Source organism: Streptomyces sp. NPDC003248 (genome assembly GCF_055563235.1).
In genome coordinates, this window is the sequence record NZ_JBVHDT010000012.1 from 52,404 (window position 1) to 74,781 (window position 22,378).

Here is a 22,378-nt window from a genome sequence, read left to right on the forward strand (position 1 = left end):
CTCTCTTCTCGGCTCTTCTCGGCTCTTCGCGGCGTGCGACGTGCGGGCGTCCGTGACCGTGCCGGCGTCGGCACGGGCGTACGCGGGTCAGCCGACGGGCACCTCGGCTGCGTCGGACAGCAGGTGCCGTTCGCCCGTGGCGCAGGCGGCGTAGACGCCCGCGACGGCGGTCACGACCTGCCGTCCGTGGGCGGCCGGGACCGCGCAGGGCCGTTCGCCCCGCACGGCGGCGGCGAACGCGGCGAGCTGGTCGCGGAAGGCGGCCGGCACGTCGTCGTCGGACTCCCCGGCCAGCAGGACCGGGTCGGTGCCGTCGTCGGGGTGGAGCCGCGCACCGGTGCCGCGGGACACGCGGAGCGAACCGCGTGACCCGATGACGGTCAGTTCGTCACGGGCGGGCAGCAGGGCGCTGGTGACCGTGATGTGGCCGACGGCTCCGCCCTCCAGCTCCAGCCGGGCCAGTACGTCGGTCTCCACCGGCAGGTCACCACGGTGGGCCGCCGTCGCGGTGACCGCCGTCGGGCGCCGTCCGGTGATCCACAGCAGCCGGTCCACGCAGTGGGTGCCGATGTTGATGAAGACGCCGCCGCCGGAGACCGCCGGGTCGAAGAACCAGGAGGGCCGGCTGCCGGGGCGGTAGTCGGTGCCCCGCCAGTCGTGGACGGCGAGGACGTCCCCGACGGCTCCGGCGTCCACGGCGGCCTTCGCGGCGGCCATCGGCGGCAGGAAGTGCTGGATGTGCCCCACGAAGAGGGTCACGCCGGCCTGCTCGCAGGCGCGTTCCACGGTGAGGCAGTCCCGCACGGTGGTGGCCATCGGCTTCTCGACCAGGACGTGCAGACCGGCTTGCGCGGCGTCGACGACGATGTCGGTGTGCAGGGCGTGCGGGGTGTTGACGACGACGGCGTCGACCAGGCCGGAGGCGATGAGGTCGCGGTGGCCGGCGAAGACCTCGGCGCCCGCCGGTCCGGCCACGCGGTGCGCGGCCGCGGCGACGAGGTCGCAGACGGCGGTCACCCGGACGCCGGGGGTGACGCGGGCGGCCTCTGCGTGCAGGGCCCCGACGGCGCCGGCGCCGATCAGGCCGAGCCGGATGTCGGTCACGGGGTGTTCTCCTCGCATGTCGTGGATCCGGCGGGCACGGACGTCGCTCCGCAGGACTGCCGGACGGTGATGGTGGGACGCAGCAGGATCCGGCCGCGCGGTACGGCGGGGTCGTCGAGCCGCTGGAGCAGCGTCCGCGCGGCGATCCGGCCGAGCTGGTGCTTGGGCGGCGCGACCGCGGTGAGCGGGATGTCGGCGAGGTCGGCGATCTCGTCGTCGTAGGCGACCAGGGCCAGGTCGCCGGGGACGGAGAGTCCGGCCCGGCGGGCCGCGCCGAGCAGCAGGGCGGCCTGCCGGTCGCCGAAGCACACGGCGGCGGTGGCGCCGGCGGCGGTCAGCGCGGCCAGGCAGCGGTCGGCCGCGGCGGGGGACCACTCCTCCCGGTCGGCGCGGAACTCCACGTGCCGCGCGCCCAGTTCGGACACCGCCTGGTGGAAGCCGTCGGTGACCGGAGCGGTGGTCGGGCTCTGGTCACGCAGGACCAGGCCGATCGCGTGGTGGCCGAGGCCGGCGAGATGGCGGACCGCGTCGTAGGCGCCGGCCTCGTGGTGGGTGCACACGGAGGTGTTGGTGGCGGCGAGGGAGGGGTCGCGCCGCTCGACCAGGACGGTCGGCACGGGCAGCGACGCCAGCCGGGCCAGGACCGTCGGGGCGGGCTCCGGTCCGAGCAGCGTGGGGACGACGAGCAGGCCGTCGACGCCCGCGTCCAGCATGTCCCGCAGCTCCTTCGCCTCGCGGACCTGGTCGTAGCCGGAGCAGGCGAGCAGCAGCCGGGCGCCGGCGGCGGACAGGGTCTCCTCGATGCCCTGGAGGACCTTCGGGTAGTAGAACGCGGTGTCGGGCACGAGGACGCCGACCAGCGCCCGCCCGGGAGCGGGTGCGCTCGGCGGCACGACGAAGGTGCCCGAGCCCTGCCGGCGCACGACCAGTCGCTCGGCGACCAGTTCGTCCACGGCGCGGCGGACCGTGCTCACCGAGGTGCCGCTGGCCTCGGCGAGCGCCTTCTCGGTGGGCAGCCGTCCGCCGGCCGGCCAGACCCCTTGGAGCACCTGCTGCCGCAATTCGGCGGCGAGTTGACGGAACTTCAGGTCGCGGGCGCCGGTGTTCATCGTCGTTCCCCCTGTCGTGTGGCTCACTTGACGGAGCCGACGGTCATACCCTCGATGATCCGGGCGCGAACACGGTCTCCCCCAGTGCTGGATGAGGTCGAGTCGAGGATCAGTACGGTGACCCGGTGGCCGTCGGTGCTCTGGCTGAGAACATGCGTGCGCTCCTGTGGTGATGGCCCGGCCGGCCGGGATCGGGAGGTGAGGGGGAGAGGAAGTAGCCAAATGATTGAGCGCCCTTCATAGGGGAGTCAACGGCCCTTTGACGTAATGAATCACGTATGACTCGACGTTCGTCCGCAGTATGTCCCGCTGGTTACGCGACCCTTGAGTGATTCATCTGCCAGTCATGGGGCGTGAGCCGTTGACTTGGCGGGGTGCTCGCCTCAATGATGCGGAGCGTCGACGTGACCGGATCCCCACCCCGCATCCCCGGTGTGCCCGCACATGGCAGCGGCGCCCCCGTTCCCTGGGGGAACGGAAGCGCCGCTGTCGTGTCTCTCGAGCCGGCCCGCGATGGTCAGCCGTGGTAGTTGATGTAGCCGTTGCCGTCCGGGTCGTCGGCGCGCTTGGTGTAGGAGTGGACGTCCGCGCGGGCGCCGGTGGGCTTGAGGAGGTAGATGGTGTCCTTGTCGTTGTTCCAGATGAAGTTGCAGTTCTGGCGGTAGACGACGTTGCCGGCGTCGGAGTCGGTGCCCTTGCCGCCGCGCAGCTTGACGTAGTCGCCGGGCTCCAGGGTGTGGCCGGCGGTGAAGGTGAACCTGTTGCCCGCGGCGTCCTTGACGACGTAGCCCTTGAGGTTGACCGTCTTGGTGCGCGAGTAGTTCTTGATGGTCAGGTACTCGTTCTTGGTGTTGCCGCCGGAGCAGCGGTTGGAGTCGCTGCCCGGGGCGTCGTACTGCACGCCCTTGACCTTCAGCGCGGACGAGTACTCGGCGGCCTGGGCCGGGCCGGCGGTGACGGCGGTGATGGTGCCCGCCGCGGCGATCGCGGTCAGCGCAAGGCGTATACGCATGAGGAAATCCCCCCTCAGTGGTGCGAATGGAGCGCCTGGAGCATATACCGAATGTGAACTCCATATGTTCATACCGTGTGCTTGATGTGGCCGGGCGAGGTCGTGGCCGACCGGGCCCTGCGCGCGGCCGCGCTGACGGAGGTGTCAGGACGTCCCGCCGGGTGGCCGGAAACGGTCGGTGGCCGCCAACACGGCCTGTGTCGTGGCGTCCCCCGACAGCCCGTGTCCCTCCTCGTCGATCAGTACGAGCTCCGCGTCCGGCCACACCTGGGCCAGCCGCCAAGCGACGTCCGGGGGCCCGCTGATGTCCATCCGGCCGTGGACCATCACGCCGGGGATGCCGGCGAGCTTCCCGGCGTCGCGCAGGAGGGCCCCGTCCTCCAGGAAGCCGGCGTGCCGCCAGTAGTGCGTGACGAGGCGGGCGAAGCGCATCCGGAAGCGCGGGTCCTCGAAGCGGGGATCGGGCCGGTGTCCCCGGTGGGTGGACACGTGCACGTCCTCCCACCGGCACCACTCCCGCGCCGCTCGCTCCCGTACGGCCGGATCCGGGTCGGCGAGCATCCGGGCGTACGCCTCCACCAGGCTGCCGTGGCGCTCCCGCTCCGGTGCGGTGTCGCGGAACCGCGCCCATTCCTCAGGGAAGATCCGCCCCATGTCCCGGGTGACCCACTCGACCTCGCGGCGGGTGGTGTTGGTGACGCTGAACAGCACCAGCTCGGTCACGCGCCCGGGGTGCTGCTGGGCGTAGGCCAGCGCGAGGGTCACGCCCCAGGAGCCGCCGAGCACCAGCCACCCCTCGATGCCGAGGTGCTCGCGCAGCAGTTCGATGTCGGCGATCAGGTGCGGTGTGGTGTTGGCGGCGAGCGGGGTGCGCGGATCGGCGGCGTCGGGCGTGCTCCGCCCGCACCCGCGCTGGTCGAGGAGCACGATGCGGTACGCGGCGGGGTCGAACAGCCGGCGCCAGAACGGGCCCGCGCCGGACCCCGGTCCGCCGTGCAGGACGAGGGCGGGCTTGCCCGCGGGATTCCCGCAGGTCTCCCAGTGCACGCGGTTGCCGTCGCCGACGTCCAGCATGCCGTCGTCGTACGGCTCGACGAGGGGGTGGAGCTCGGTCATGTGAAACGGACCCTCCGAGATATGACAGTGCTGTTAGATTAGCGCCATGAGGAACCAGCCGGACCCGGCCGCCGTGGGGACCCTGCTCCGCCACGTCCTCGAGCTGCTCGACGGTGACGTGGCCCGGGTCTACGAGGAGCAGGGCGTCGCCGACTACCGGCCCCGCTACTCCCCGGTCGTACGGGCGCTCCTGGCCGAAGGCCCGCTCCCGGTCCGTGACCTGGCCGCGGCAGTCGGTGTCACGCACTCGGCCGCGAGCCAGACGGCGGCCCAGATGGCCCGCGCGGGCCTGGTCACCCACACCCCCGACCCGCGGGACGCCCGCCGCCGTCTGATCGGGCTCACGCCCAAGGCCCACGCCCTGCTGCCCCGGATCGAGGCGGAGTGGGACGCGACGGCGGCAGCCATGGCGGAGCTGGACTCGGAACTCTCGATGCCGCTGGCGGAGCTGCTGACGGAGGTCGCGGACGCACTGCGCCGGGATCCGTTCCGGGCCCGGATCGCGGCGGCGTACCGGCCCTGACCACGGGACGGCCCGCCCTGGGACCGCGTGCGCCGGATGCCGCGGGTGCCGGCCGCAGGCGCGCCGGCCCTCGCCGTTGCTCACGCCGGTGGCGGGGCCGGGCCTGCGCGACCTCGGCGGGCTGGGGGGTGTGCGGGCGAACCATCGCCCGGGTTCGGCGCGGGCGCCACCGGTGGGCGGGAAAGACCGCCGCCGGACCCCGGGTTCACCCGATCGGGCCATCCCGGTTCACCCCCGCAGGGTGAAGGGGCTTTCACTCGTAGGGAGGTACGAGGCCCACCAGGGCATCGCCTCGCATGCCGACGCTCAGCAGGAGACAGCACCCGACGCCTCGGCGAAGGAGTCGTTCATGGACGTGAGGCTCAAGCTGATCGTTTCCGCCGCGCTGAGCTGCGCGCCGACCGCCCCGACCACCCCGACCGCCACGATCGGGAACGCCGCCTCCGCGGCGGCCTTCCCACGGCACGGCCGCCGCGGAGGAGACGTGCGGAGGCGGCCCGGTCACCGTCACGTGGCCGCCGGCGGCTCCTGCTGATCCCCGGCCTCCCCCGAGGAAGCCGGTCCGTGCGCGCGTCTCGCAGCGCCGTCGGCCACGCAGAGGTCCGCCGACCGGGGAGACCGGTCCATCGCGTTCCTGTCCGGCAGAGTGAAAGGTTCCGTCCCATGCCCGTTCTGTGCCGTCCCGCCGTCAACGTCCCCGAGCACATCATCACCGCGGAGCAGACGCTCGCCCTGGCGGAGCGTCAGCACGCCGGCCACGATCAGCTCGCCCTCGTGCTGAGGCTCATCCGCAACACCGGGGTCAGCAAGCGCCACATCATCCAGCCCATCGAGGAGACCCTGCGCCACCCCGGTTTCGAAGAACGCAACCACATCTACGAGGTGCAGGCCAAACAGCGGGTGCCCGACGTCGTGCGGCGCGCCCTGGACCACGCCGAGCTGGAGCCGGACGAGATCGACGCCATCATCTACGTCTCCTGCACCGGCTTCATGATGCCGTCGCTGACCGCCTGGCTCATCAACCGCATGGGCTTCCGTCCGGACACCCGGCAACTGCCCATCGCCCAGCTGGGCTGTGCGGCCGGCGGCGCGGCGATCAACCGGGCCCACGACTTCTGCGTCGCCCACCCCGGCAAGAACGTCCTCATCGTGTCCTGCGAGTTCTGCTCGCTGTGCTACCAGCCGACCGACCTGGACGTCGGATCGCTGCTGTCCGACGGGCTGTTCGGCGACGCGGTCGCGGCGGCTGTCGTACGCGGCCACGGCGGCCGGGGGCTGGACCTGGAGCGCAACGCGTCCTACCTGATCCCCCACACCGAGAAGTGGATCTCCTACGCCGTCAAGCCGACCGGGTTCCACTTCCGGCTCGACAAGCGCGTACCGACCACGATGGAGCCCCTCGCCCCGGTCCTGCGCGATCTCGCCGCCGCACACGGCTGGGACGCCTCACGCCTCGGCTTCTACATCATCCACGCGGGCGGCCCCCGCATCCTCGACGACCTGTGCCGCTTCCTGGACGTCGAACCGGAGGCCTTCCGCCACAGCAGGGCCACGCTCACCCAGTACGGGAACATCGCCAGCGCCGTCGTCCTGGACGCCCTCGGCCGTCTGTTCGAGGAAGGCGGAGCCCCGGACGGAGCGCCCGGCATCATCGCCGGCTTCGGCCCCGGCATCACCGCGGAGATGGCCGTGGGCCGGTGGGTCGACGCACCGGTGCCGGACCTCGCGACCCGCTACGCGACCGGGCGGCGCAGCGCCGCGATGCCGGCGGCCAGGCGCGTCGGTCCGAGGGCACCGCAGACGGCCGGCCGCTGGCCCGTGCCCCAGGCCTGACGTGGTGCCGGCGGTGATCCGCGCGCCGTCGCCCTTCCGGCCGGGCGGCCGGTACCGGCACCCCGAGGCCGGTGGATCACCGTAGAAGCGGCCCGTCCGCGTGGCGTCCTCACCACGACGCCACGCGGACGGGCCGCTGTCCGCGTGGTGCCGTGGTGAGGACGCCACCACCCGGCCCGGCGGCATCGCGCCGGCCCGGCCCGCGTTCCGCCCTAACCGTCGAGTGCCCGATCGGCGCGCATCCGGCCCGTGGGCAGCGGGCCGCCGGGCAGGAGGTCGGCCCGCGGCGCGGGAAGGCCGTACAAGGCGTAAAGGCGGCGGCGTATCGGCTCGGCCGGGTACTGGTCGCCGTAGACGGCGGTCTTGAAGATCACGCCCTCCAAAACGCTGCGCAGCAGCACCTCCTCGACCGCCGGGTCCTCGGCCCCGCGGGCCGCGAACAGCGCGCGCAGCCCGTCCTCCAGGGCCACCACCCGTTCCTCCTTGCGGGACTCGGCCGCCGCGAACAGGGGATGCGTCGCCGGGTTGATCACCAGGCTGAGCGTGATCCGCTGGACGGGAACCGTGGCGACCGCCAGGGCCATGACCCCGTCGATGATCGCGGCCAGACGCTCGTCGGGCGTGCCGGTCACCTCCACGAGCGCGGAGACCCCGTCCAGGTAGCGGTCGAGCAGCTCGTCCACCAGGTTCTGCTTGCCGGGGAAGTAGTAGGTGAGCAGACCGCGGGAGACGCCGGCCCGCGCGGTGATCTCCGAGATGGTGGCGTCGTGGTACCCCTTCTCGGCGAAGACCTCCAGGGCCGCCGCGAGGATCCTCTCCCGCGACTGCGCCCGCAGTTCCTCGTTGGCCTCCGCCGACCGTGGCGACACGTGCCACCCCACTCCCGCTCGTTCCTGGTCCCGTGCCGGGCTGGTCCACCCCGGCACGACCATTGTCGCCGTCCCGCCCCGGAACCCCGTCACCGGTCCGGGCCCCGGTCCCCGTGACCCGCGCGCACGGCCGTACGGCCGCTGGTCCGCGGATCGGGCGGGGCGGTCGAACTCCGCCTGTCGGCAGGGCACTTGGGATTGGGTCTTTTGGTTGGCTAGCTGTACAGTCAACGCGGGTTCAGCCGCCTCGCGGTCAGCGCGGGCCGTGCTGCCCACGGCTGCCCGGTGCCGTGCTGGTGTCGGCACCGGGCTGCCGTCTTTCGGTTCACGAGGAGTTCACGAGGAGGAGTGCACACAGTGGTGAGCAAGGAACAGCTCAAGGCGGACATCCACGCGGCCTTCGACGCCGCCGTGCCCGACGGTGCGGGCTACACCAAGGTCTACGCCTCGGACATGAAGGAGCGGAACTTCATCGTCTACCGCAGCACCACGGTCTACAACTACGCCGTGGGCTTCAGACCGGGCAGCACCGAACTCGTCATAGTCCCGGTCGACGAGGGCAACGGCCGGGTCTCGGCGGGCACGCCGGTCGTCATCACCGACGCGAACCGCGGTGCCGTGAAGAAGCGCGACCTCCAGGGCCGTTTCCACATCTCGACGACGGACGGCCAGAAGTTCCGCCTGTCCGTCATCCCGTCGGTTCCGAAGATCACCGCCGGCTTCTACCAGCTGCCGGTGGACCAGAAGGCCGAGTACGACGCCTTCCAGGAGGTCAAGAACCTCATCTGCGCCTGACGGCGGGCCCGTGCGGCGTGCGGCCGCAGGCGGTTCTCGTGCCTCGGCGCGTACGCCGGCCGGCGCTGTACCCGTGAACGTGCCCGACCGGGAATGGTTGCAGTGATGTGCAGTGACATCCGTCACGTGGCGTTCTCGTATCAACGTTGCCCGGTAGTACATGGCGCGTGGGCGACATAGGCGGATGTGGACTGCCGAAACAGACATACGGCGCACAGGGTGCGGTGCCGGGGGTCCGACCCGGATGCCGCGCGCCGCCCGCCCGACAGGGGCGGTCTGGTGGCGGAGCGTCAGGCCGCGGCGCCGTTCCGGTGGGGATGGGTCAGCACACCCGCGCGCCGGATTCAAGGGGTTCCGGGAGCTACGAAGGCAGGTAGTAGCGACCTTCGTTGCCGCTCGCTCACACAGGTTCAACAATGACGGCCCCAGGCGGCGTCACCGCAGGTCAGGCACAGCGTCCATGCAGTGCCGGGTCTGCCGGGGGCGCCTGGAGACGACCGAGCGAGGGACCGTATGAGCAAGCACCGCAGGAAGACGCGCCACCGCCACATAGCCATCGCTGCCGTCGCACTCAGCGCGTTGGCAGTACCGACCGCCGCCATGGCGTGTCTGGGTGACCAGAGCGCCGAGGCCACCGAGAGCGCCGCGTCCTCCGGACAGTGGACGAACGGGACGAACGCGTCCTGGAACCAGCGGTGGACGTCCGACGACCCGACCGCACAGCCGTCGGCTTCCGCGGCGGCCACCGCGCCGGCCTCGACGACGGCCGCCGACCCCGCCGCGACCGCCACCGCGTCCGCGGACACCTCCGACGCGGCGGCCACGGCGTCCGACGCGGTGACGCGCGTCGTGGCCCTGGTCAACAGCGAGCGCAGCAAGGCTGGTTGCTCCGCGCTCACCCTGAACGCGAAGCTCACGAAGGCGGCCCAGGACCACAGCGCGGACATGGCGCTCCACAGCAACATGTCGCACACGGGCTCCGACGGCTCCGACCCCGCGGAGCGCCTCACGCGCGCCGGCTACAGCTGGAGCTCCTACGGCGAGAACGTCGCCTACGGCTACTCCAGCCCCGAAGAGGTCATGGCGGGCTGGATGTCCAGCCCCGGTCACAAGCGCAACATCCTGAACTGCGATTTCAAGGAGATCGGCGTCGGACTCGCGCAGCCCGGCAACTACTGGACGCAGGACTTCGGTTCGGCCGGCTGACCGCTCGGCCCCCGACTGCTCGGCCCGCCGACCGCTCGTGGATGACCTCCTGTCCGCCGACGGCTCCTGAGCGACCGCCCGTGGGTGACCGCTCGTGCGTGCCCCTCGTCACCGCTGCCCGTCGCCGTCGGCTCCCGCCATGCGGGACAGGAACAGCGAGAGACCCGACTGCATGCTGGCGTAGTCGGCGCTCGGACCGGCCGGGATCTTGAACACATGGTCGCGTACCGGTTCGAGCAGTTGGTCCAGGGAGCGCTTGGCGGCACGGATCGCGGCGGGAGGATGCTCCGTGATCGCCGCGAGCAGGCGGTCGGTGGCGGTGCGCAGTTCCGCCGAGGGCACGCTGAGCGTGGCCAGCCCCATGCCGACCGCCTCCGCACCGCCCACCAGACGTCCGGTGTAGAGGAGGTCCCGCGCCCGGGCCGGACCGGTCAGGAGCGCCAGCCGTGCCGCGAAGGCAGGGGGCACCAGGATGCCCCAGCGCGCGACGGGCATGCCGATGCGCGCCTCGTCCGCGACGACGCGGAGGTCGCACGCACAGGCCAGTTGGCAGCCGGCGCCGACGGCCGCCCCGGACACCCGCGCGATGGCGGGCACGGGCAGGCGCTCCACGGCGCGCAGGGCCTCCTCCATGGCGGCGAAGGCGTCGTCGATCCGCTCGGGATCGGCGCCGAGCCACTCGCGCATGTCGGATCCGGCGCTGAAGGTCGCCGTCCCGCCCCCGGTGACCACCACCGCGCCGAGGGAAGGGTCCTGGCCGAGGCCGTCGAGGAGCTGGGTGAGGGCCCGCCAGTCGCCGACGCCCAGCGCGTTGGCACGCCGGCCGTTGCCCACCCTGATGGTCGCCACGGGCCCTTCGCGCCGCAGGCCGACGCTCGCGGTGCCGGTCATCGGACGGCCCCGGCGGCGCGCAGCGCGGCGATCTCGGCAGGGGCGTATCCGTTCTCGGCGAGCACGTCGTCGGTGTGCTGGCCCAGCAGCGGCGCGGCGGTCCGCAGGCGGACCGGGGTCTCACTGAGCTTGAGGGGTGAGCCGACCGTGCGGAGCCGGCCGAGGGTGGGGTGGTCCAGCTCGGTCACCATCGAGCGGGCCTGTGCCTGCGGGCCGGTCAGCGCCTCGGCGACGGTGGCGATCGGGGCGCAGGGCACGCCCGCCGCCTCCAGCAGCTTGGCCCACTCCTCCCGGCCGCGCCGCCGGAGGGCGGCCTCGAGCAGCGGGACGAGCTGGTCCCGGTTGCGGACCCGGTCGGGATTGGTGGCGAACCGCGGGTCGTCGGCCAGGTCGGCGCACCCCACCGTCTCGGCGAACAGCCGCCACAGCTTGTCGTTGCCCGCGGCCACCATGAGGTGTCCGTCGGCGGTGGGCAGCGCCTGGTAGGGCACGATCGTGGGGTGGGCCGAGCCGTGCGGGCGGGGCGGCTGCCCGGTGGCGAACCAGCCTTGCGCGACGTAGGTGAGCCAGGAGAGCTGCCCGTCCAGCAGCGAGACGTCCACGAGCTGTCCCTGCCCGGTGTGCCGACGCGCCTGGAGCGCCGCGAGGATGCCGATGACGGCCCACATGCCCGCGCCGATGTCCGCGGTGGCCATACCCGGCCGGACCGGCGGCTGTCCCGGCTCGCCGGTGATGCTCATCATGCCGCTCTGCGCCTGGGCGATGGCGTCGTAGCCGGGCTGCGACGCCCACGGCCCGGTCTGGCCGTAGCCGGAGATCGACGCGTACACCAGGCGCGGGTTGCGCGCGGCCAGCTCCCGGTAGCCGAGGCCGAGGCGTTCGGCGGTGCCGGGGCGGAAGTTCTCGACCAGCACGTCCGCCCGGTCGGCCAGACGGCGTGCCACCGCCAGGCCTTCGGGGGACTTGAGGTCCAGGGCGATCCCGCGCTTGTTCCGGTTGGCGGAGAGGAAGTAGGCGGCCTGGTCGCCCTGGAAGGGCGGACCCCACTGGCGGGTGTCGTCACCGGTCCGGGTGTTCTCGACCTTGATCACTTCGGCTCCGAGGTCGGCCAGGACCATGGTGGCCAGCGGACCCGACAGGATGCGCGACAGGTCGAGCACCCGGATGCCGCGCAGCGCGCCGGACCCCGGCGTGCCGTCGCGGTCGTCGTGCGGTGACATCCCGCCGTCGGGCTGCGAGATGCCGTCGTCGTGCCGGGCCGTGTCGTCTTCGGGCTGCGACATGCCGTCGTAGTGCCGGACCGTGTCGCCGTCGGGCTGCGACATGTCGCCGTCGTACCGGACCGTGCCGTCGTCGTGCCGGTTCATGTCGTCGTCGTGCCGCGTCAGGTCGTTGTCGTGCGAGGGGGCGGAGGAGGACATGGTGGAGGAGCCCTTCGTGCGCGTGCTGGTGATGCGGTACGTGCCGTGCGGAGCCGGGGAGGGCCGGCGGACGGTCAGTGGGCGGGCAGCGGCTGGGGCGCGGCCAGGCGGTCGACGAAGCCGGCGGCGAGTTCCGCCGCCCGGCCGGCGGCGCCGGTGCCGTAGACGTGGAAGTCGGGCCGGATGAGGACCACGTCGGCCGCCAGGTCGTCGAGCCAGGAGGCGTAGGTGCCGTCCACGTCCTCCACCACGCTCACGTCGGCGTCCCCGACGCCGTGGAGGGCGACGCGGCTGACGCCGAGCCGGTCGAGGCGGCGGTGCAGGTCCTGGGGGAGCGCGGTGAGCGACGCGGCGTGACGCGCGACGACGGCCGCCGGCCCGTCGAAGGCGTCGTCGAACAGCACCGGGTCTCCGGAGCCCCGCCGGACACGGCCCTGGCGGGCGAGCGAACCCCCGGCCGGGCCCTCGTGCAGGCCGGGGCCCAGTCCGGGGCGGGGCGGGGCCGGCGGTTTCATGCCCATGTTCCAGTCGGCGGTCATACGGGCGTCCCGTGCCGCGGCCGCTTCCGGGTCGGTGAGACAGATGATCCTGCCGAGCTCCATGGAGAACTCCACGAACGCCCGGGCGTGCCGGAGGCGTTCGGAGCCGTAGGTGTCGAGGATCCGTTCGCCGGCCAGGCCGCGCAGGACGGCGTCGAGCTTCCAGCCGAGGTTCATCGCGTCGCGGGCGCCCGCGCCGAGCCCCTGGCCGGCGAAGGGCGGCATCAGATGGGCGGCGTCCCCGGCGAGCAGGACGCGGCCGGCCCGCCATTCAGTGGCCCAGCAGGCCTGGAAGGTGTAGACGGAGTGCCGTTCGAGCTCCGCCGTGGCCGGGGTCAGGCCGTACGGCGCCAGCAGCTTCCAGGCGGTCTCGGCGCTGTTGAGCGACTCCCGGCTCTCCTCGGGCAGCCGCATGAACTCCCAGCGGCGGCGTCCGGGGCCGCCCGGCACCATCGTCGAGGGCCGGCGGGCGTCGCAGCTCTGCGCCGCGATGTGGGGAAAGCGCAGCTCGGGGCGGGGTTTCACATCGACGACCAGCCAGTCGTAGAAGTAGCCCTCGTCGTGCCAGTCGAGGCCGGCCCACCGGCGCACCCTGCTGTTGGCGCCGTCCGCGCCCACCAGCCACGCCGACCGCACCCTGCGTTCCGCGCCCGGGGCGTCGCCGCGCACCGTGAGCGTGACGGCGTCGGCGTCCTGGTCCAGGGCGACGGCTTCCCAGCCGCGGCGCACGGTGACGTTCGGCATCCGGGCGATCAGGGTGTCGAACGCGTCCTCCAGCGACGGCTGGTGGAAGAAGTAGGTGTTGTACCAGCCGGATTCGCCGCGCCCGCTCCAGTCGACCTCGACCAGGGTCCGGCCCTCGCCGTCGCGCCAGACGTACATGTCGTCGTAGGGCTGGGTGATGGCGGGAACGGTGTCGGGCGACAGGCCCACGGACTGAAGGATGCGGGCGAAGTCCGAGCAGTGGGTCACCGCGCGGGGCAGCGGATAGCCGGCGGTGTTGCGGTCGACGACGAGGACCTGGTGGCCGCGCCGGCCCAGGTGGATGGCGAGCAGCTTCCCCACGGGGCCGAAACCGACGATCGTGACGTCGACGGCCGGAGGGAACGCGTCTTCTTCGACAGCGTGCACTGCGGTCTCCGTTCTGTGGCGCGTCCGGGACGGACGGCGGCGGCTGCGGGAGCGAGCCGGCTGCGGAGCCGCAACCGCCGCGCCGGTGGGCTCCTGCGCGGGGCTGCGGCTGCGGCTGCTGGCCACGGCAGGGGCGGGCGGTCACGACGTGTGGGCAGAGCGCGGCTCGGCGTCCGCCGTACGCCCCGGAACGGGCCGTGCGGCGGGGGACCGGTTTCCAGTGCGGCTCCGGAATCCGTCTGCGTCCCGCGGAAGACGCTACGGAACCGGCCGGGGGGTGTGTCCTGCTTCTGTCCCGGAATCCGGGACAGAAGCAGGACGCGCGTACGCCCCGCTCCCCAGCATGTCGGCACCTTGGAGCGCCCACGGCGCCCGAACATCTGGAGAGCCGCATGCGTGTCCCCGCATCAACCGGATCCCAGGCATCAACCGGATCCCAGGCATCGACCGGATCATCCCAGGCACCGGCCGGATCCCGGGCATCCACCGGATCCCCGTCCGAGGCGGAGACCCGATCGCATCCCGCGGTCGTGGCGCTCTGCATGATCATCACGGTGATCGAGGGCTTCAACCTCATCGTCTTCGGTTCCGTCGTCCCGCTGCTGCTGGAGGACGCGTCCCTGGACATCACCGACTCGCAGACCGGCCTGGTCGGCGGACTGGTGTACATCGGCGCGATCGCCGGTTCCCTGCTGGCACCGGTGATCGCCGAACGCGCCGGCCGCAAGCACGTCATGGTCCTCGCCATCGGCCTGTTCGCGGTCGGGGCGACCCTGACCGCCGCCTCCGTCGGGGTGGTGACGCTGGCGGCGGCCCGCTTCCTCACCGGCGTCGGCGTGGGCTGCGCGCTGACCACGGCGATGACCCTCGCCCGCAACAACGCGGCCGCGCGGCGCGCCTCACTGGTCGTCACCATCACCATGGCGGGCATTCCGCTGGGCGGGGTCGCGGCGTCGCTGCTGGCCGTCCCGGTCCTGCCGGCCCTCGGCTGGCGGCCGATGTTCCTGATCGGCGCCGGCGCCGCGCTGGTGATCCTGCTGGCCGTCGTGCGCACGCCGATCCCCGCGGACACCCCGCAGGAACGCGCGGCACGGCGGTGGACCGGGCGGCAGAAGACGGTGGCGCTGTTCACCGGGCGCGGCAGGGCCGTGGCGCTCGTGGTGGCCCTCTGCGCCATCGCCAACATGGTGGCGTGGCAGGGACTGAACGTGTGGGCCGCGCAGGCGATGACGGACCTCGGGTACTCGCTGCGGGCGGCCCTGCTGTTCACGTTCACGCTCACCGGCGCCGCCGTGGCGGGCTCCTTCGCCGGGGCGTGGGCGGCGGACCGGTACGGGGCGTCGCGGCTGTCGGTGGTCACCGGCGCCTGTACGGTGCTCGGTCTGGGCGGGGCGCTGGTGCTTCCGGTGTCGGTCGCCACCACCACGCTGTGCGTGGCCCTCATGGGGATCGGCGGTCACACCACCATGAACCTCGTGCACACGACCGCCGCCGACATCTACCCGCTGCCCGTCCGCGCTGCCGCCCTCGGGTGGTCCAACGGCACCTCCTGCATCGGCGCCTTCCTCGGCCCGACACTGGGCGGCACGGCGATCGCCGTGGGCGGCGCGCGGGGTGTGTTCGCGACGTTCGGGGCCGCCGCCGCGGTCTGTCTCGTCGCGGTGTTCCTGCTGTACCGCACCGACCGGGCGGTCGGCCCCGGCGACTTCCGTACGCCGGAGGCCCTCGCCGGTGGTGCGGGGCCGGCGTCACCGGAGAGCGTGTGACGGCACGGCGGTGAGGCCGGGGGTGCGCACCGCACCCCCGGCCTCATGGCCGTACGGCCCACACGGGGCGTCCGGGATCAGGTCACCTTGCACTGCCGCAGGGCGAGGCGGGTGTCCACCAGCGGGTTGAGCCGGCGCAGACTCTCCACGGCCAGCGGCGCCTTGGCCCGGAATCGATGGGTGGGCATGACGACGGCGACGGCCTGAAGGGCTCCGGTGGGCCCGGTCATGCCCGTGGCGAGGGCGCAGATCCCCACGTCGTGTTCCTCCAGGTCGACCGCCACGCCCGACCGGCGCACGGTGGCCAGGGCGTCCAGCACGGCGTCGCGGTCGGTCACCGTGTGGTCGGTGAACCGCTTCAGCCGCTCGGGGAGGACCTGGACCACCCGGGTGTCGGGAAGCTGCGCGAGCAGGGCCATACCGATGCAACTGGCGTGCAGGGAGAAGCTCTTGCCGACCTGGGTGACGCCCCTGAGGCGTTCCGGGGACGCGATCTGGTCGACGACCACCACCTCCCGCCCGCTGAAGACGGCCAGTTCGGCGTTCTCCCCGACCTCACGCGCCACCGACGCCAGTTGGGTGCGGTTGGCGGCCAGCAGCCCCAGGTGCGCGTTCATGCCGAACTTGAGCAGACCGGGGCCCAGGATGTAGCCGGGGCGCTCCGGCGCGGCCACGACGTACAGCTCGTGCTCCAGTGCCTGGATCGCCCGGTGCACCGCCGAGCGGGGGATCCCGGTCCGGGTGGCCAGGTCCGTCAGGGTGAGCGGCCACCGGCTCTCGGCGATCGCGTCGAGCACGGTGGTCGCCCGGCCGATGTCCGTCACCCGCCGTCCTCCGTCCACGTCCGGGTGACGGTCAGGGACCGCACCGTCCAGTCCGCCTCCGCCACGAGCAGGGTGTACGCGCCGAACGTGTGCACCCGTGGCGACGGATCCAGCAGCCACCTCGTGTAGTGGGCCCGCGCCTCCCACGTTCCCGTGCCGTCCGGGCCCGGCACCACCACGAGGTTGGAGACGTCGTGCCGGTGACCGCCGGGGAAGTCCCACAGCCGGCTGAAGAACGCCTCGGCGCCGGCGGGGGTGGCGAAGCCGTCCGAGGGGAACCGGACCCGCGCCCCGCCGAGGACGCGGACCGCGGCGGCGACGTCCTTGCGGTCCGCGGCCTCGGTGTAGGTGTGCAGGACGTTGGCGATCTCGTGCCGTGCGGTCGCGGCCGCCGCCCGTGTCCCGGTCACCGGTGCCCTCCCCGCTGCCACTGCCGGACCCAGGCCCGGCCGTAGTCGTTGCCGTGCGGCGTCCGCAGCACGGTGTGGACGTGGAACGGCTGGGGGGAGTCGTAGTCGAGGAACACGCCGCAGTGGTGGTCGAGTTCGGCGATGATCACCGGCGACTGGACGCGGTAGTAGAACACGTCGTCGGGGCCGTGGCCGCCGATCCAGCAGAACCACGTCTCGTCCAGGTGGGCGCGCACCTCCCGGAGCCGGGCGGCGCGCGGACCGGCCGGCAGGGGGCGCACGAACTCCTCCACCACGGCCATGACCGCCTCCCGCGCCCGAGGGGGCATGTCGGGCACCCGTACGCCCTCGAAGGGGATGACCCGGTTGTCCTGGAAGGCGCCGGCGAGATGCCGTTCGTCGCCGGGGTGCACCCGGCCCTCGGGCATCGCCGGGTCGACCATGTGCGCGTAGACGGTGGCGGCCCGCCGCTGCCGCGGGTCGAGGGCGGCCATGACCTGCCGGCCGAGCGTGATCCGCTCGGTGAAGGCGGTGGTCCCGGCGTGCGGGCCGGCGTCGATCTCGTTGGGCTCCGCGCCGAGGAAGACCGGCCCGAGCGTCATGCGCCCGTCCACGACGAGGCAGTTGACGGCGCAGTGGTGGCCGTACAGCTGCCAGCCCCACGCGCCGCGCGGGTCGGGCTCGCCGTACAGGGCGATGTTGTAGCTGAACTCGTTGAGGATGCCTTCCAGGCCGACGACCTCCCCGAGGAAGCCGTTGATCCGCATCATCGTGCGGACCTCGTCGAACCCTTCCGGGCTGAGGGACGCCTCGACGAGGGCGAGCGCCGCGCGGCGCACCTCGGGCGGCTGGAACTCCAGGCGCAGCCCGGTGTCGAACTGCATGAACTCGGGATTGGCCCAGGTCTGCCACTCCACGGCGTCCACCGGATGGCAGAGCCTGGCCCGGCCCTCGTCGTCCAGCGCGCCCAGCAGCTCCCGCGCGGCGGCGACCATGGCGGCGGTGGGCGCCTCCTCACCCGGGCTCGCCGGGACGAGGGGATGGACGTCCCGGCGCAGGGTGCCGTCCTCGGTGACGCCCACGAAGTCGTTGCGGTACAGCGGTGTCCAGCCGCGGATCAGTTCACCCGTGAACGTGCCCTCGGCCCGGGCGGTCTCACGGTAGGTGTAGGCGTCCATGCCCTTGAGGTCGGCGATGCGCGGGTGGTCCGGGGGGTAGAGGTACCTGCGGAATGCGGCGGATGACATGAGGCGTCCCTCTCATGCGGTGGTGCTCGGCTCCGGCTGACGTGCGGTGTGCGGTGGTGCTTCTCGGCTCCGGCCGACGTGCGGTGTGCAGGGTGCGTGGTGCGTGTGCGGTGCGTGTGCGGCGGTGGTGATCGGACCGGTACGGGCCGACTGTCTACGTGGTGGTGTTGTGCCGGGCCACGGCGGCGCGTACGGCGTCTTCGTCGCCCGCGGCGATGGCCTCGACGAGGTCCGCGTGCACCTCGCACCGCTCGGCCCGGTAGCGCCCCGACGCCTCCGCGTCGTCGTCGAACCGGGACGAGGCGGAGCTGAGGTGCCCCAGGGTCCCCGCGTAGACGGCCGCGGCCATGCGGTTGGGGCAGATCCGGGCGATGCGTTCGTGCAGCGCCCAGTTGGCCCGCATGAACGCGTCCCAGTCCGGTGCGGCTCGCAGCCGCTCCACGTGCTCGCGCAGTTCGGCCACGTCCGTCCGGGTGCGGCAGCGGGCGGCGCCCACGTCGACGAGCACTTCGAGGTGGTCGCGCAGTTCGATGGCGTCGGCGACGGTGGCCGGCTCGTCCTGGACGTCGAGCAGCGTGTGCCGCAGGCGCACCACCGGCCCGCGGTCGGCGACGAAGAGTCCGCCGCCCCGCCCGGGACGGATGTCCAGGACCCCGCGGTCCCGCAGCACCCGCACCGCCTCGCTGACCGTGGAGTAGGCGTAGCCGGTCTCCTCCCGCAGCGACTCCAGCGTCCCCACGGCGTCGCCGGCCCGCAGGCCGAGCGACCTGATCCGCTCGTCGAGGGCGGCGGCCAGTTGCTCGGCGCGGGTGCGTCCGGGGGAGGCGGTGCCGAGGCCGGAGAGCACCGCGCCCCCCGGCGTCGAGCGCCGCGGTCGCATGTCTTGTCCGTCGGCTGGTTCCTGAGGCATAGTCGCCATCGAAGCACAAACCTCCGAACCTTTAAAGGGTTTTGAGGTTTCCTCGGGACGTGACGGACTGGGAGCTGCGCATGCGCATAGTGGGTATCCGGCGGCAGGGAAACGGGACGGAGGTGGCCGACCTCTCGCCCGACGGGCGCGAGATCACGGTGCTGGCCCCGCTGGAGGAGTTCTGGGCGGACCCGTCCGGACACCTCGCCCGCGGTGGCGGGGGGCCCGCGCTCGCGGCGTCCTCGGTGACGTTCGTCCCTCCGGTACGGCCGGACGCCCGGGTCGTCTGCGTCGGCCTGAACTACCTCAAGCACGTCGCCGAGGGAACCTTCCGCGACCAGGAACTGCCGCCGCACCCGACGCTGTTCGCCCGCTGGACCCAGTCGCTCACCGTCGACGGCGCCGAGGTGCCCGTACCGGCCGGCGAGGACGGGCTGGACTGGGAGGGCGAGGTCGTCGCGTGGATCGGCGCCCCGCTCGTGGACGCCACTCCGGAGGAGGCACTGGCCGCCGTCGTCGGCTACTCCACCTTCAACGACCTCACCTCGCGGCGCGCCCAGAAGCTCACCTCCCAGTGGATCCTCGGCAAGAACGGCGACCGCTCCGGCCCGCTCGGCCCCATGGTCCCGGCGGCGGACGTGGGGGACCTGCGGGACGGACTGCGCGTCGTGACCCGCGTCAACGGCGAGGTCGTGCAGGACGGCCGCACCGACGAGATGGTGTACGGCGTCGGCGACACCCTCGCCCACATCTCCCGTACGTTCACGCTGCGCCCCGGCGATCTGCTGGCCACCGGAACCCCCTCCGGTGTGGGCTACGCCCGGACGCCACCGTGGCTGCTGGCACCCGGCGACGTCGTGGAGGTGGAGGTGGAGCGCCTCGGCCGGCTGCGCAACACCGTGGTCTCCAACGAGGCGCGCCGCTCGGCCGTACGTGCCTCCCGCACTCCGGCACACTGAGGCGCGCGGCGGGGCGAGGCGGTGCGAGGCGCGGCGCGGCCGCCGTCCCGACCTCCGAGCACATGTCCGCCGTCCCGGCTCTTGGGGCACATGTCCGCCGCCCCGGCTTTCGGGGCGCGTGTCCGCTGTCCCGGTCCCCGGAGCGCACGTCCGCCGTCCCGGCTTTCGGGGCGCATGTCCGCCGTCCCGGCCCCAGGGCCGCATGTCCGCCGCCCGCCCCGTGCGGCACCTCGGCACCAGCACCACATCGGCGACACCCACCTCCCGAAGGGGAACCGCCCGTGCAAGCAACCCCGACGGCGCCGTCCGGTCCCCGTGACCACGCGCCCGCCCTGCTGCCGTTCCTCGTACTCACCGCTCTGATCGCCCTGTTCGAGGGCTACGACCTGTCGGTCTACGGCGCCACCGTGCCGTCGCTGCTGGCGACGCCGGACTGGCACCTGTCCAAGGGAGAGGCCGGCGACATCGGCTCCCTGGCGGCGCTCGGCATGCTCATCGGCGCCGGCGTCGCCGGGGCGACCGGCCGCCGCGTCGGACCCCGCCGGCTCCTGCTCAGCGGCCTGTCCTTCTTCTCCCTGTGCATGCTCGCCTCCGGCGCGGCGGCCGGGCCCGGCACCTTCGCCGCCTCCCGCCTGCTCGCCGGCATCGGGCTCGGCGTCGTCCTGCCCACCCTCACGGCCGTGGTCGCCGAGATGTCCCCCGCCGGGCAGCGCGCCCGCAACATCGGCATCGTCATGGCCGCCTCGAGCCTGGGCTCGCTGGGCGCACCGCTGCTCGGCGCCTGGCTGCTGCCCGACGTCTCCTTCCGCGTCCTGTACTTCGTGGGCGCGGCCGCGCTGATCACCGTGGTCCCCTGGGCCCTGGCACGGCTGCCGGAGAGCCCCCTGCACCTGCTGCGCACCGGCCGCGGCGACCAGGCGGCGCGCGTCACCGCACGGTTCGGCCTGCCCGAGGCGCAGCTTGCCGCCCAGGCACCGAGGGACCGCCTGCTGGGGCTGGGCCTGCTGCTGACGCGCCGGCTGGCGGCCACGACCGTGCTGTTCTGGCTGATGGCGTTCTGCGGGCTGCTGCTGACCTTCGGTTTCAGCACCTGGCTGCCCACGATCATGCAGACCGGCGGGTTCTCCACCGGCACCGCGCTCACCCTGACCTGTCTGTCCTGGGTCGGAGCCAGTGTCGGCCTGGTGCCCGGCGGCCTCCTGGCGGACCGCCTCGGCCCCCGCCGCGTCGTGGCGGGTGCCTTCCTGGCCGGCGGCGCCGGCCTCCTCGTGATCAGCCGGGGCCCGGCCATGTGGCTGCTGTACCTGTGCCTGCTGGTGTGCGGCCTGGGACTGCTCGGCGTCCAGGCCCTCGTCAACGCCTACCTCATCGACCGCATGCCGGCCGATCTGCGCACGCCGGCGATGGGCTGGGCGCTGTCCGTCGGCAGGCTCGGCGCCATCGTCGGCCCCTCCCTCGGCGGCCGCCTCCTCGACTCCGGGCTCGGCCTGGAATGGAACTTCTACGTCTTCGCCGCCGTCGGGGCCCTGGGGGCGCTGGCCGCCCTCTGCGTCCCGCACCGGCAGACCGGACATCCGCAGCTCCGGCCGCACACCGCACCCGCGCTCACGCTCCGCCCCGACTCGGCGACCTGACCCGACTCGGCGGCCTGACCCGGCCGGCCCGCCCCGAAGGCACCCGGCCGGCCCCCCTCGCGATCCGCTCGGGCAACGGAGCCCGACGAAAGGACCCACCATGCGCAAGATCGCCCTCGAAGAGCACTTCACCACCGACGCGATGAAGCACTACAGCCTCCCCGGCGCCGCCATGTTCGACCCCGCGCAGTGGAAGACGTCGTTGAAGCGGCTGCTGGACTTCACCGACGTGCGCCTGCCCCAGATGGACGAGTACGGCATCGACGTGGAGGTCCTCTCGCTGCTCTCGCCCGGCGTCCAGGTGGAGAAGGACACCGCCACGGCCGTGCGCAACGCCGCCCTCGGCAACGACCACCTCGCCGAGATCGTCGCCAAGCACCCCACCCGGTTCTCGGGCTTCGCCGCCCTCGCCCTCCAGGACCCCGACGCCGCGGTGGCCGAACTGGACCGCGCGGTCACCCAGCTCGGGCTGCGCGGCGCCCTCATCAACGGCCACACCCACGGCGAGTACCTGGACGCGGACAAGTACCTCCCGCTGTGGGAGCGCGCCGAGGCCCTCGGCGTCCCCCTCTACCTGCACCCGGCCAATTCCTACGACACCTGGCACAACCTGGGCGGCCACGAGGAACTGATCGGCCCCATGTGGAGCTGGGGCGTGGAGACCGCCACCCACGCCCTGCGCATCGTCTTCTCCGGCGTCTTCGACCGGTTCCCGGGCGCCACGCTCGTCCTCGGGCACATGGGCGAGGGCCTGCCGAGCATGCTGTGGCGTCTCGACAGCCGCTGGGCGTTCCTCGACCACCGCGGCCGGAAACTCGGCAGGGAACGGCCCTCGGACTACATCCGCGAGAACATCATGATCACCACGAGCGGGGTGTGCGCACCGGCACCGCTGCTGGGCAGCCTCCTCGCCCTGGGCGCCGACCGGATCATGTTCTCCACCGACTACCCCATGGAGGGCAACGCCGAGGCCGTCCACTTCATCGACAACGCCCCCATCAGCGAACTCGACCGGGCGAAGATCTGTCACCTCAACGCCGAACGGCTGCTCGGGCTCTGACGCCCCCTGGGGCGCGGCG

At 73.0% G+C, this 22,378-nt stretch carries 21 protein-coding genes; 9 read left to right on the plus strand and 12 right to left on the minus strand.

Features of this window, described 5'->3' with window-relative positions; translation table 11 throughout:
• Window positions 1-87: 87 nt before the first annotated feature.
• The 4 genes from ACZ3KJ_RS25705 to pip form a co-directional block, all read right to left on the minus strand.
• Entirely contained in the window at window positions 88-1,104 is a 1,017-nt protein-coding gene (locus ACZ3KJ_RS25705; RefSeq protein ID WP_467530376.1) for a Gfo/Idh/MocA family protein, read from the minus strand.
• Window positions 1,101-2,213: a LacI family DNA-binding transcriptional regulator gene (locus ACZ3KJ_RS25710; RefSeq protein ID WP_467530378.1), complete on the minus strand. Its 1,113-nt coding sequence runs from the start codon at window positions 2,211-2,213 to the stop codon at window positions 1,101-1,103. The genes ACZ3KJ_RS25705 and ACZ3KJ_RS25710 overlap by 4 nt, the downstream gene beginning before the upstream one ends.
• A gap of 517 nt (window positions 2,214-2,730) precedes the next feature.
• The gene (locus ACZ3KJ_RS25715; protein ID WP_467530379.1) at window positions 2,731-3,225 is read right to left on the minus strand and encodes a lamin tail domain-containing protein; all 495 of its coding nucleotides are present in this window, start codon (window positions 3,223-3,225) and stop codon (window positions 2,731-2,733) included.
• Window positions 3,226-3,369: 144 nt separating this feature from the next.
• Entirely contained in the window at window positions 3,370-4,341 is a 972-nt protein-coding gene (gene pip, locus ACZ3KJ_RS25720) for a prolyl aminopeptidase (protein ID WP_467530381.1), read from the minus strand.
• A gap of 46 nt (window positions 4,342-4,387) precedes the next feature.
• Here pip and ACZ3KJ_RS25725 point away from each other — a divergent pair, with 46 nt between their 5' ends.
• The 3 genes from ACZ3KJ_RS25725 to ACZ3KJ_RS25735 all read left to right on the plus strand — a co-directional run bounded on the left by ACZ3KJ_RS25725 (window position 4,388) and on the right by ACZ3KJ_RS25735 (window position 6,697).
• On the plus strand, window positions 4,388-4,864 hold the full coding sequence (locus ACZ3KJ_RS25725; RefSeq protein ID WP_467530383.1) for a MarR family winged helix-turn-helix transcriptional regulator: 477 nt from the start codon (window positions 4,388-4,390) through the stop codon (window positions 4,862-4,864).
• Between the two features lie 349 nt (window positions 4,865-5,213).
• Window positions 5,214-5,399, plus strand: coding sequence for a hypothetical protein (locus ACZ3KJ_RS25730; protein WP_467530385.1), 186 nt, complete (start codon window positions 5,214-5,216; stop codon window positions 5,397-5,399).
• 128 nt (window positions 5,400-5,527) lie between these two features.
• Window positions 5,528-6,697, plus strand: coding sequence for a type III polyketide synthase (locus ACZ3KJ_RS25735; RefSeq protein ID WP_467530387.1), 1,170 nt, complete (start codon window positions 5,528-5,530; stop codon window positions 6,695-6,697).
• A gap of 212 nt (window positions 6,698-6,909) precedes the next feature.
• Here the strand turns inward: ACZ3KJ_RS25735 and ACZ3KJ_RS25740 are convergent, their stop codons facing one another.
• A complete protein-coding gene (locus ACZ3KJ_RS25740; protein WP_467530388.1) occupies window positions 6,910-7,566 on the minus strand; it encodes a TetR/AcrR family transcriptional regulator in 657 nt (218 codons plus the stop codon).
• A 360-nt stretch (window positions 7,567-7,926) separates the two neighbouring features.
• On the opposite strand from ACZ3KJ_RS25740, the gene ACZ3KJ_RS25745 reads away from it, so the two are divergent.
• Both ACZ3KJ_RS25745 and ACZ3KJ_RS25750 read left to right on the plus strand, forming a co-directional pair.
• Complete coding sequence (locus ACZ3KJ_RS25745) at window positions 7,927-8,361, plus strand: hypothetical protein (protein WP_467530390.1); 435 nt, start codon at window positions 7,927-7,929, stop codon at window positions 8,359-8,361.
• Between the two features lie 513 nt (window positions 8,362-8,874).
• Window positions 8,875-9,567: a CAP domain-containing protein gene (locus ACZ3KJ_RS25750; protein WP_467530391.1), complete on the plus strand. Its 693-nt coding sequence runs from the start codon at window positions 8,875-8,877 to the stop codon at window positions 9,565-9,567.
• Window positions 9,568-9,675: 108 nt separating this feature from the next.
• Here ACZ3KJ_RS25750 and ACZ3KJ_RS25755 read toward each other — a convergent pair whose 3' ends face one another.
• The 3 genes from ACZ3KJ_RS25755 to mhpA form a co-directional block, all read right to left on the minus strand.
• On the minus strand, window positions 9,676-10,458 hold the full coding sequence (locus tag ACZ3KJ_RS25755; protein WP_467530392.1) for an enoyl-CoA hydratase/isomerase family protein: 783 nt from the start codon (window positions 10,456-10,458) through the stop codon (window positions 9,676-9,678).
• On the minus strand, window positions 10,455-11,879 hold the full coding sequence (locus tag ACZ3KJ_RS25760; RefSeq protein ID WP_467530394.1) for a CaiB/BaiF CoA transferase family protein: 1,425 nt from the start codon (window positions 11,877-11,879) through the stop codon (window positions 10,455-10,457). Before ACZ3KJ_RS25760 ends, ACZ3KJ_RS25755 begins: the two co-directional genes overlap by 4 nt.
• A gap of 74 nt (window positions 11,880-11,953) precedes the next feature.
• Window positions 11,954-13,549 carry a bifunctional 3-(3-hydroxy-phenyl)propionate/3-hydroxycinnamic acid hydroxylase MhpA gene (gene mhpA, locus ACZ3KJ_RS25765; RefSeq protein WP_467530396.1) on the minus strand — a complete coding sequence of 532 codons (1,596 nt, stop codon included), beginning with the start codon at window positions 13,547-13,549 and terminating at the stop codon, window positions 11,954-11,956.
• Window positions 13,550-14,091: 542 nt separating this feature from the next.
• Between mhpA and ACZ3KJ_RS25770 the strand changes: the two genes are divergently transcribed.
• Window positions 14,092-15,315, plus strand: a complete 1,224-nt coding sequence (locus ACZ3KJ_RS25770; RefSeq protein ID WP_467530397.1) for an MFS transporter — start codon at window positions 14,092-14,094, stop codon at window positions 15,313-15,315.
• 77 nt (window positions 15,316-15,392) lie between these two features.
• Here the strand turns inward: ACZ3KJ_RS25770 and ACZ3KJ_RS25775 are convergent, their stop codons facing one another.
• The 4 genes from ACZ3KJ_RS25775 to ACZ3KJ_RS25790 form a co-directional block, all read right to left on the minus strand.
• A complete protein-coding gene (locus ACZ3KJ_RS25775; protein WP_467530399.1) occupies window positions 15,393-16,139 on the minus strand; it encodes an IclR family transcriptional regulator in 747 nt (248 codons plus the stop codon).
• The gene (locus ACZ3KJ_RS25780; RefSeq protein ID WP_467530400.1) at window positions 16,136-16,549 is read right to left on the minus strand and encodes a nuclear transport factor 2 family protein; all 414 of its coding nucleotides are present in this window, start codon (window positions 16,547-16,549) and stop codon (window positions 16,136-16,138) included. Before ACZ3KJ_RS25780 ends, ACZ3KJ_RS25775 begins: the two co-directional genes overlap by 4 nt.
• Window positions 16,546-17,796, minus strand: a complete 1,251-nt coding sequence (locus ACZ3KJ_RS25785) for a DUF3500 domain-containing protein (RefSeq protein WP_467530402.1) — start codon at window positions 17,794-17,796, stop codon at window positions 16,546-16,548. The genes ACZ3KJ_RS25780 and ACZ3KJ_RS25785 overlap by 4 nt, the downstream gene beginning before the upstream one ends.
• A 154-nt stretch (window positions 17,797-17,950) precedes the next feature.
• The gene (locus ACZ3KJ_RS25790; RefSeq protein ID WP_467530403.1) at window positions 17,951-18,676 is read right to left on the minus strand and encodes a FadR/GntR family transcriptional regulator; all 726 of its coding nucleotides are present in this window, start codon (window positions 18,674-18,676) and stop codon (window positions 17,951-17,953) included.
• 89 nt (window positions 18,677-18,765) lie between these two features.
• Between ACZ3KJ_RS25790 and ACZ3KJ_RS25795 the strand changes: the two genes are divergently transcribed.
• From ACZ3KJ_RS25795 to ACZ3KJ_RS25805, 3 genes are all read left to right on the plus strand, one after another.
• Window positions 18,766-19,665, plus strand: coding sequence for a fumarylacetoacetate hydrolase family protein (locus ACZ3KJ_RS25795; RefSeq protein ID WP_467530404.1), 900 nt, complete (start codon window positions 18,766-18,768; stop codon window positions 19,663-19,665).
• A 281-nt stretch (window positions 19,666-19,946) separates the two neighbouring features.
• Window positions 19,947-21,299, plus strand: coding sequence for an MFS transporter (locus ACZ3KJ_RS25800; protein ID WP_467530406.1), 1,353 nt, complete (start codon window positions 19,947-19,949; stop codon window positions 21,297-21,299).
• 100 nt (window positions 21,300-21,399) lie between these two features.
• On the plus strand, window positions 21,400-22,359 hold the full coding sequence (locus ACZ3KJ_RS25805) for an amidohydrolase family protein (protein ID WP_467530407.1): 960 nt from the start codon (window positions 21,400-21,402) through the stop codon (window positions 22,357-22,359).
• Window positions 22,360-22,378: the final 19 nt, after the last annotated feature.

Bases quoted from the DNA above. Each gene is read 5' to 3' on its own strand.
- ACZ3KJ_RS25710 (WP_467530378.1), bottom strand. From the start codon at position 2,213: ATGAACACCGGCGCCCGCGACCTGAAGTTCCGTCAACTCGCCGCCGAA.
- ACZ3KJ_RS25805 (WP_467530407.1), top strand. From the start codon at position 21,400: ATGCGCAAGATCGCCCTCGAAGAGCACTTCACCACCGACGCGATGAAG.
- ACZ3KJ_RS25715 (WP_467530379.1), bottom strand. From the start codon at position 3,225: ATGCGTATACGCCTTGCGCTGACCGCGATCGCCGCGGCGGGCACCATC.
- ACZ3KJ_RS25790 (WP_467530403.1), bottom strand. From the start codon at position 18,676: ATGCGACCGCGGCGCTCGACGCCGGGGGGCGCGGTGCTCTCCGGCCTC.
- ACZ3KJ_RS25785 (WP_467530402.1), bottom strand. From the start codon at position 17,796: ATGTCATCCGCCGCATTCCGCAGGTACCTCTACCCCCCGGACCACCCG.
- ACZ3KJ_RS25730 (WP_467530385.1), top strand. From the start codon at position 5,214: ATGGACGTGAGGCTCAAGCTGATCGTTTCCGCCGCGCTGAGCTGCGCG.
- ACZ3KJ_RS25760 (WP_467530394.1), bottom strand. From the start codon at position 11,879: ATGTCCTCCTCCGCCCCCTCGCACGACAACGACCTGACGCGGCACGAC.
- pip (WP_467530381.1), bottom strand. From the start codon at position 4,341: ATGACCGAGCTCCACCCCCTCGTCGAGCCGTACGACGACGGCATGCTG.
- ACZ3KJ_RS25735 (WP_467530387.1), top strand. From the start codon at position 5,528: ATGCCCGTTCTGTGCCGTCCCGCCGTCAACGTCCCCGAGCACATCATC.
- ACZ3KJ_RS25770 (WP_467530397.1), top strand. From the start codon at position 14,092: ATGATCATCACGGTGATCGAGGGCTTCAACCTCATCGTCTTCGGTTCC.
- ACZ3KJ_RS25725 (WP_467530383.1), top strand. From the start codon at position 4,388: ATGAGGAACCAGCCGGACCCGGCCGCCGTGGGGACCCTGCTCCGCCAC.
- ACZ3KJ_RS25755 (WP_467530392.1), bottom strand. From the start codon at position 10,458: ATGACCGGCACCGCGAGCGTCGGCCTGCGGCGCGAAGGGCCCGTGGCG.
- ACZ3KJ_RS25750 (WP_467530391.1), top strand. From the start codon at position 8,875: ATGAGCAAGCACCGCAGGAAGACGCGCCACCGCCACATAGCCATCGCT.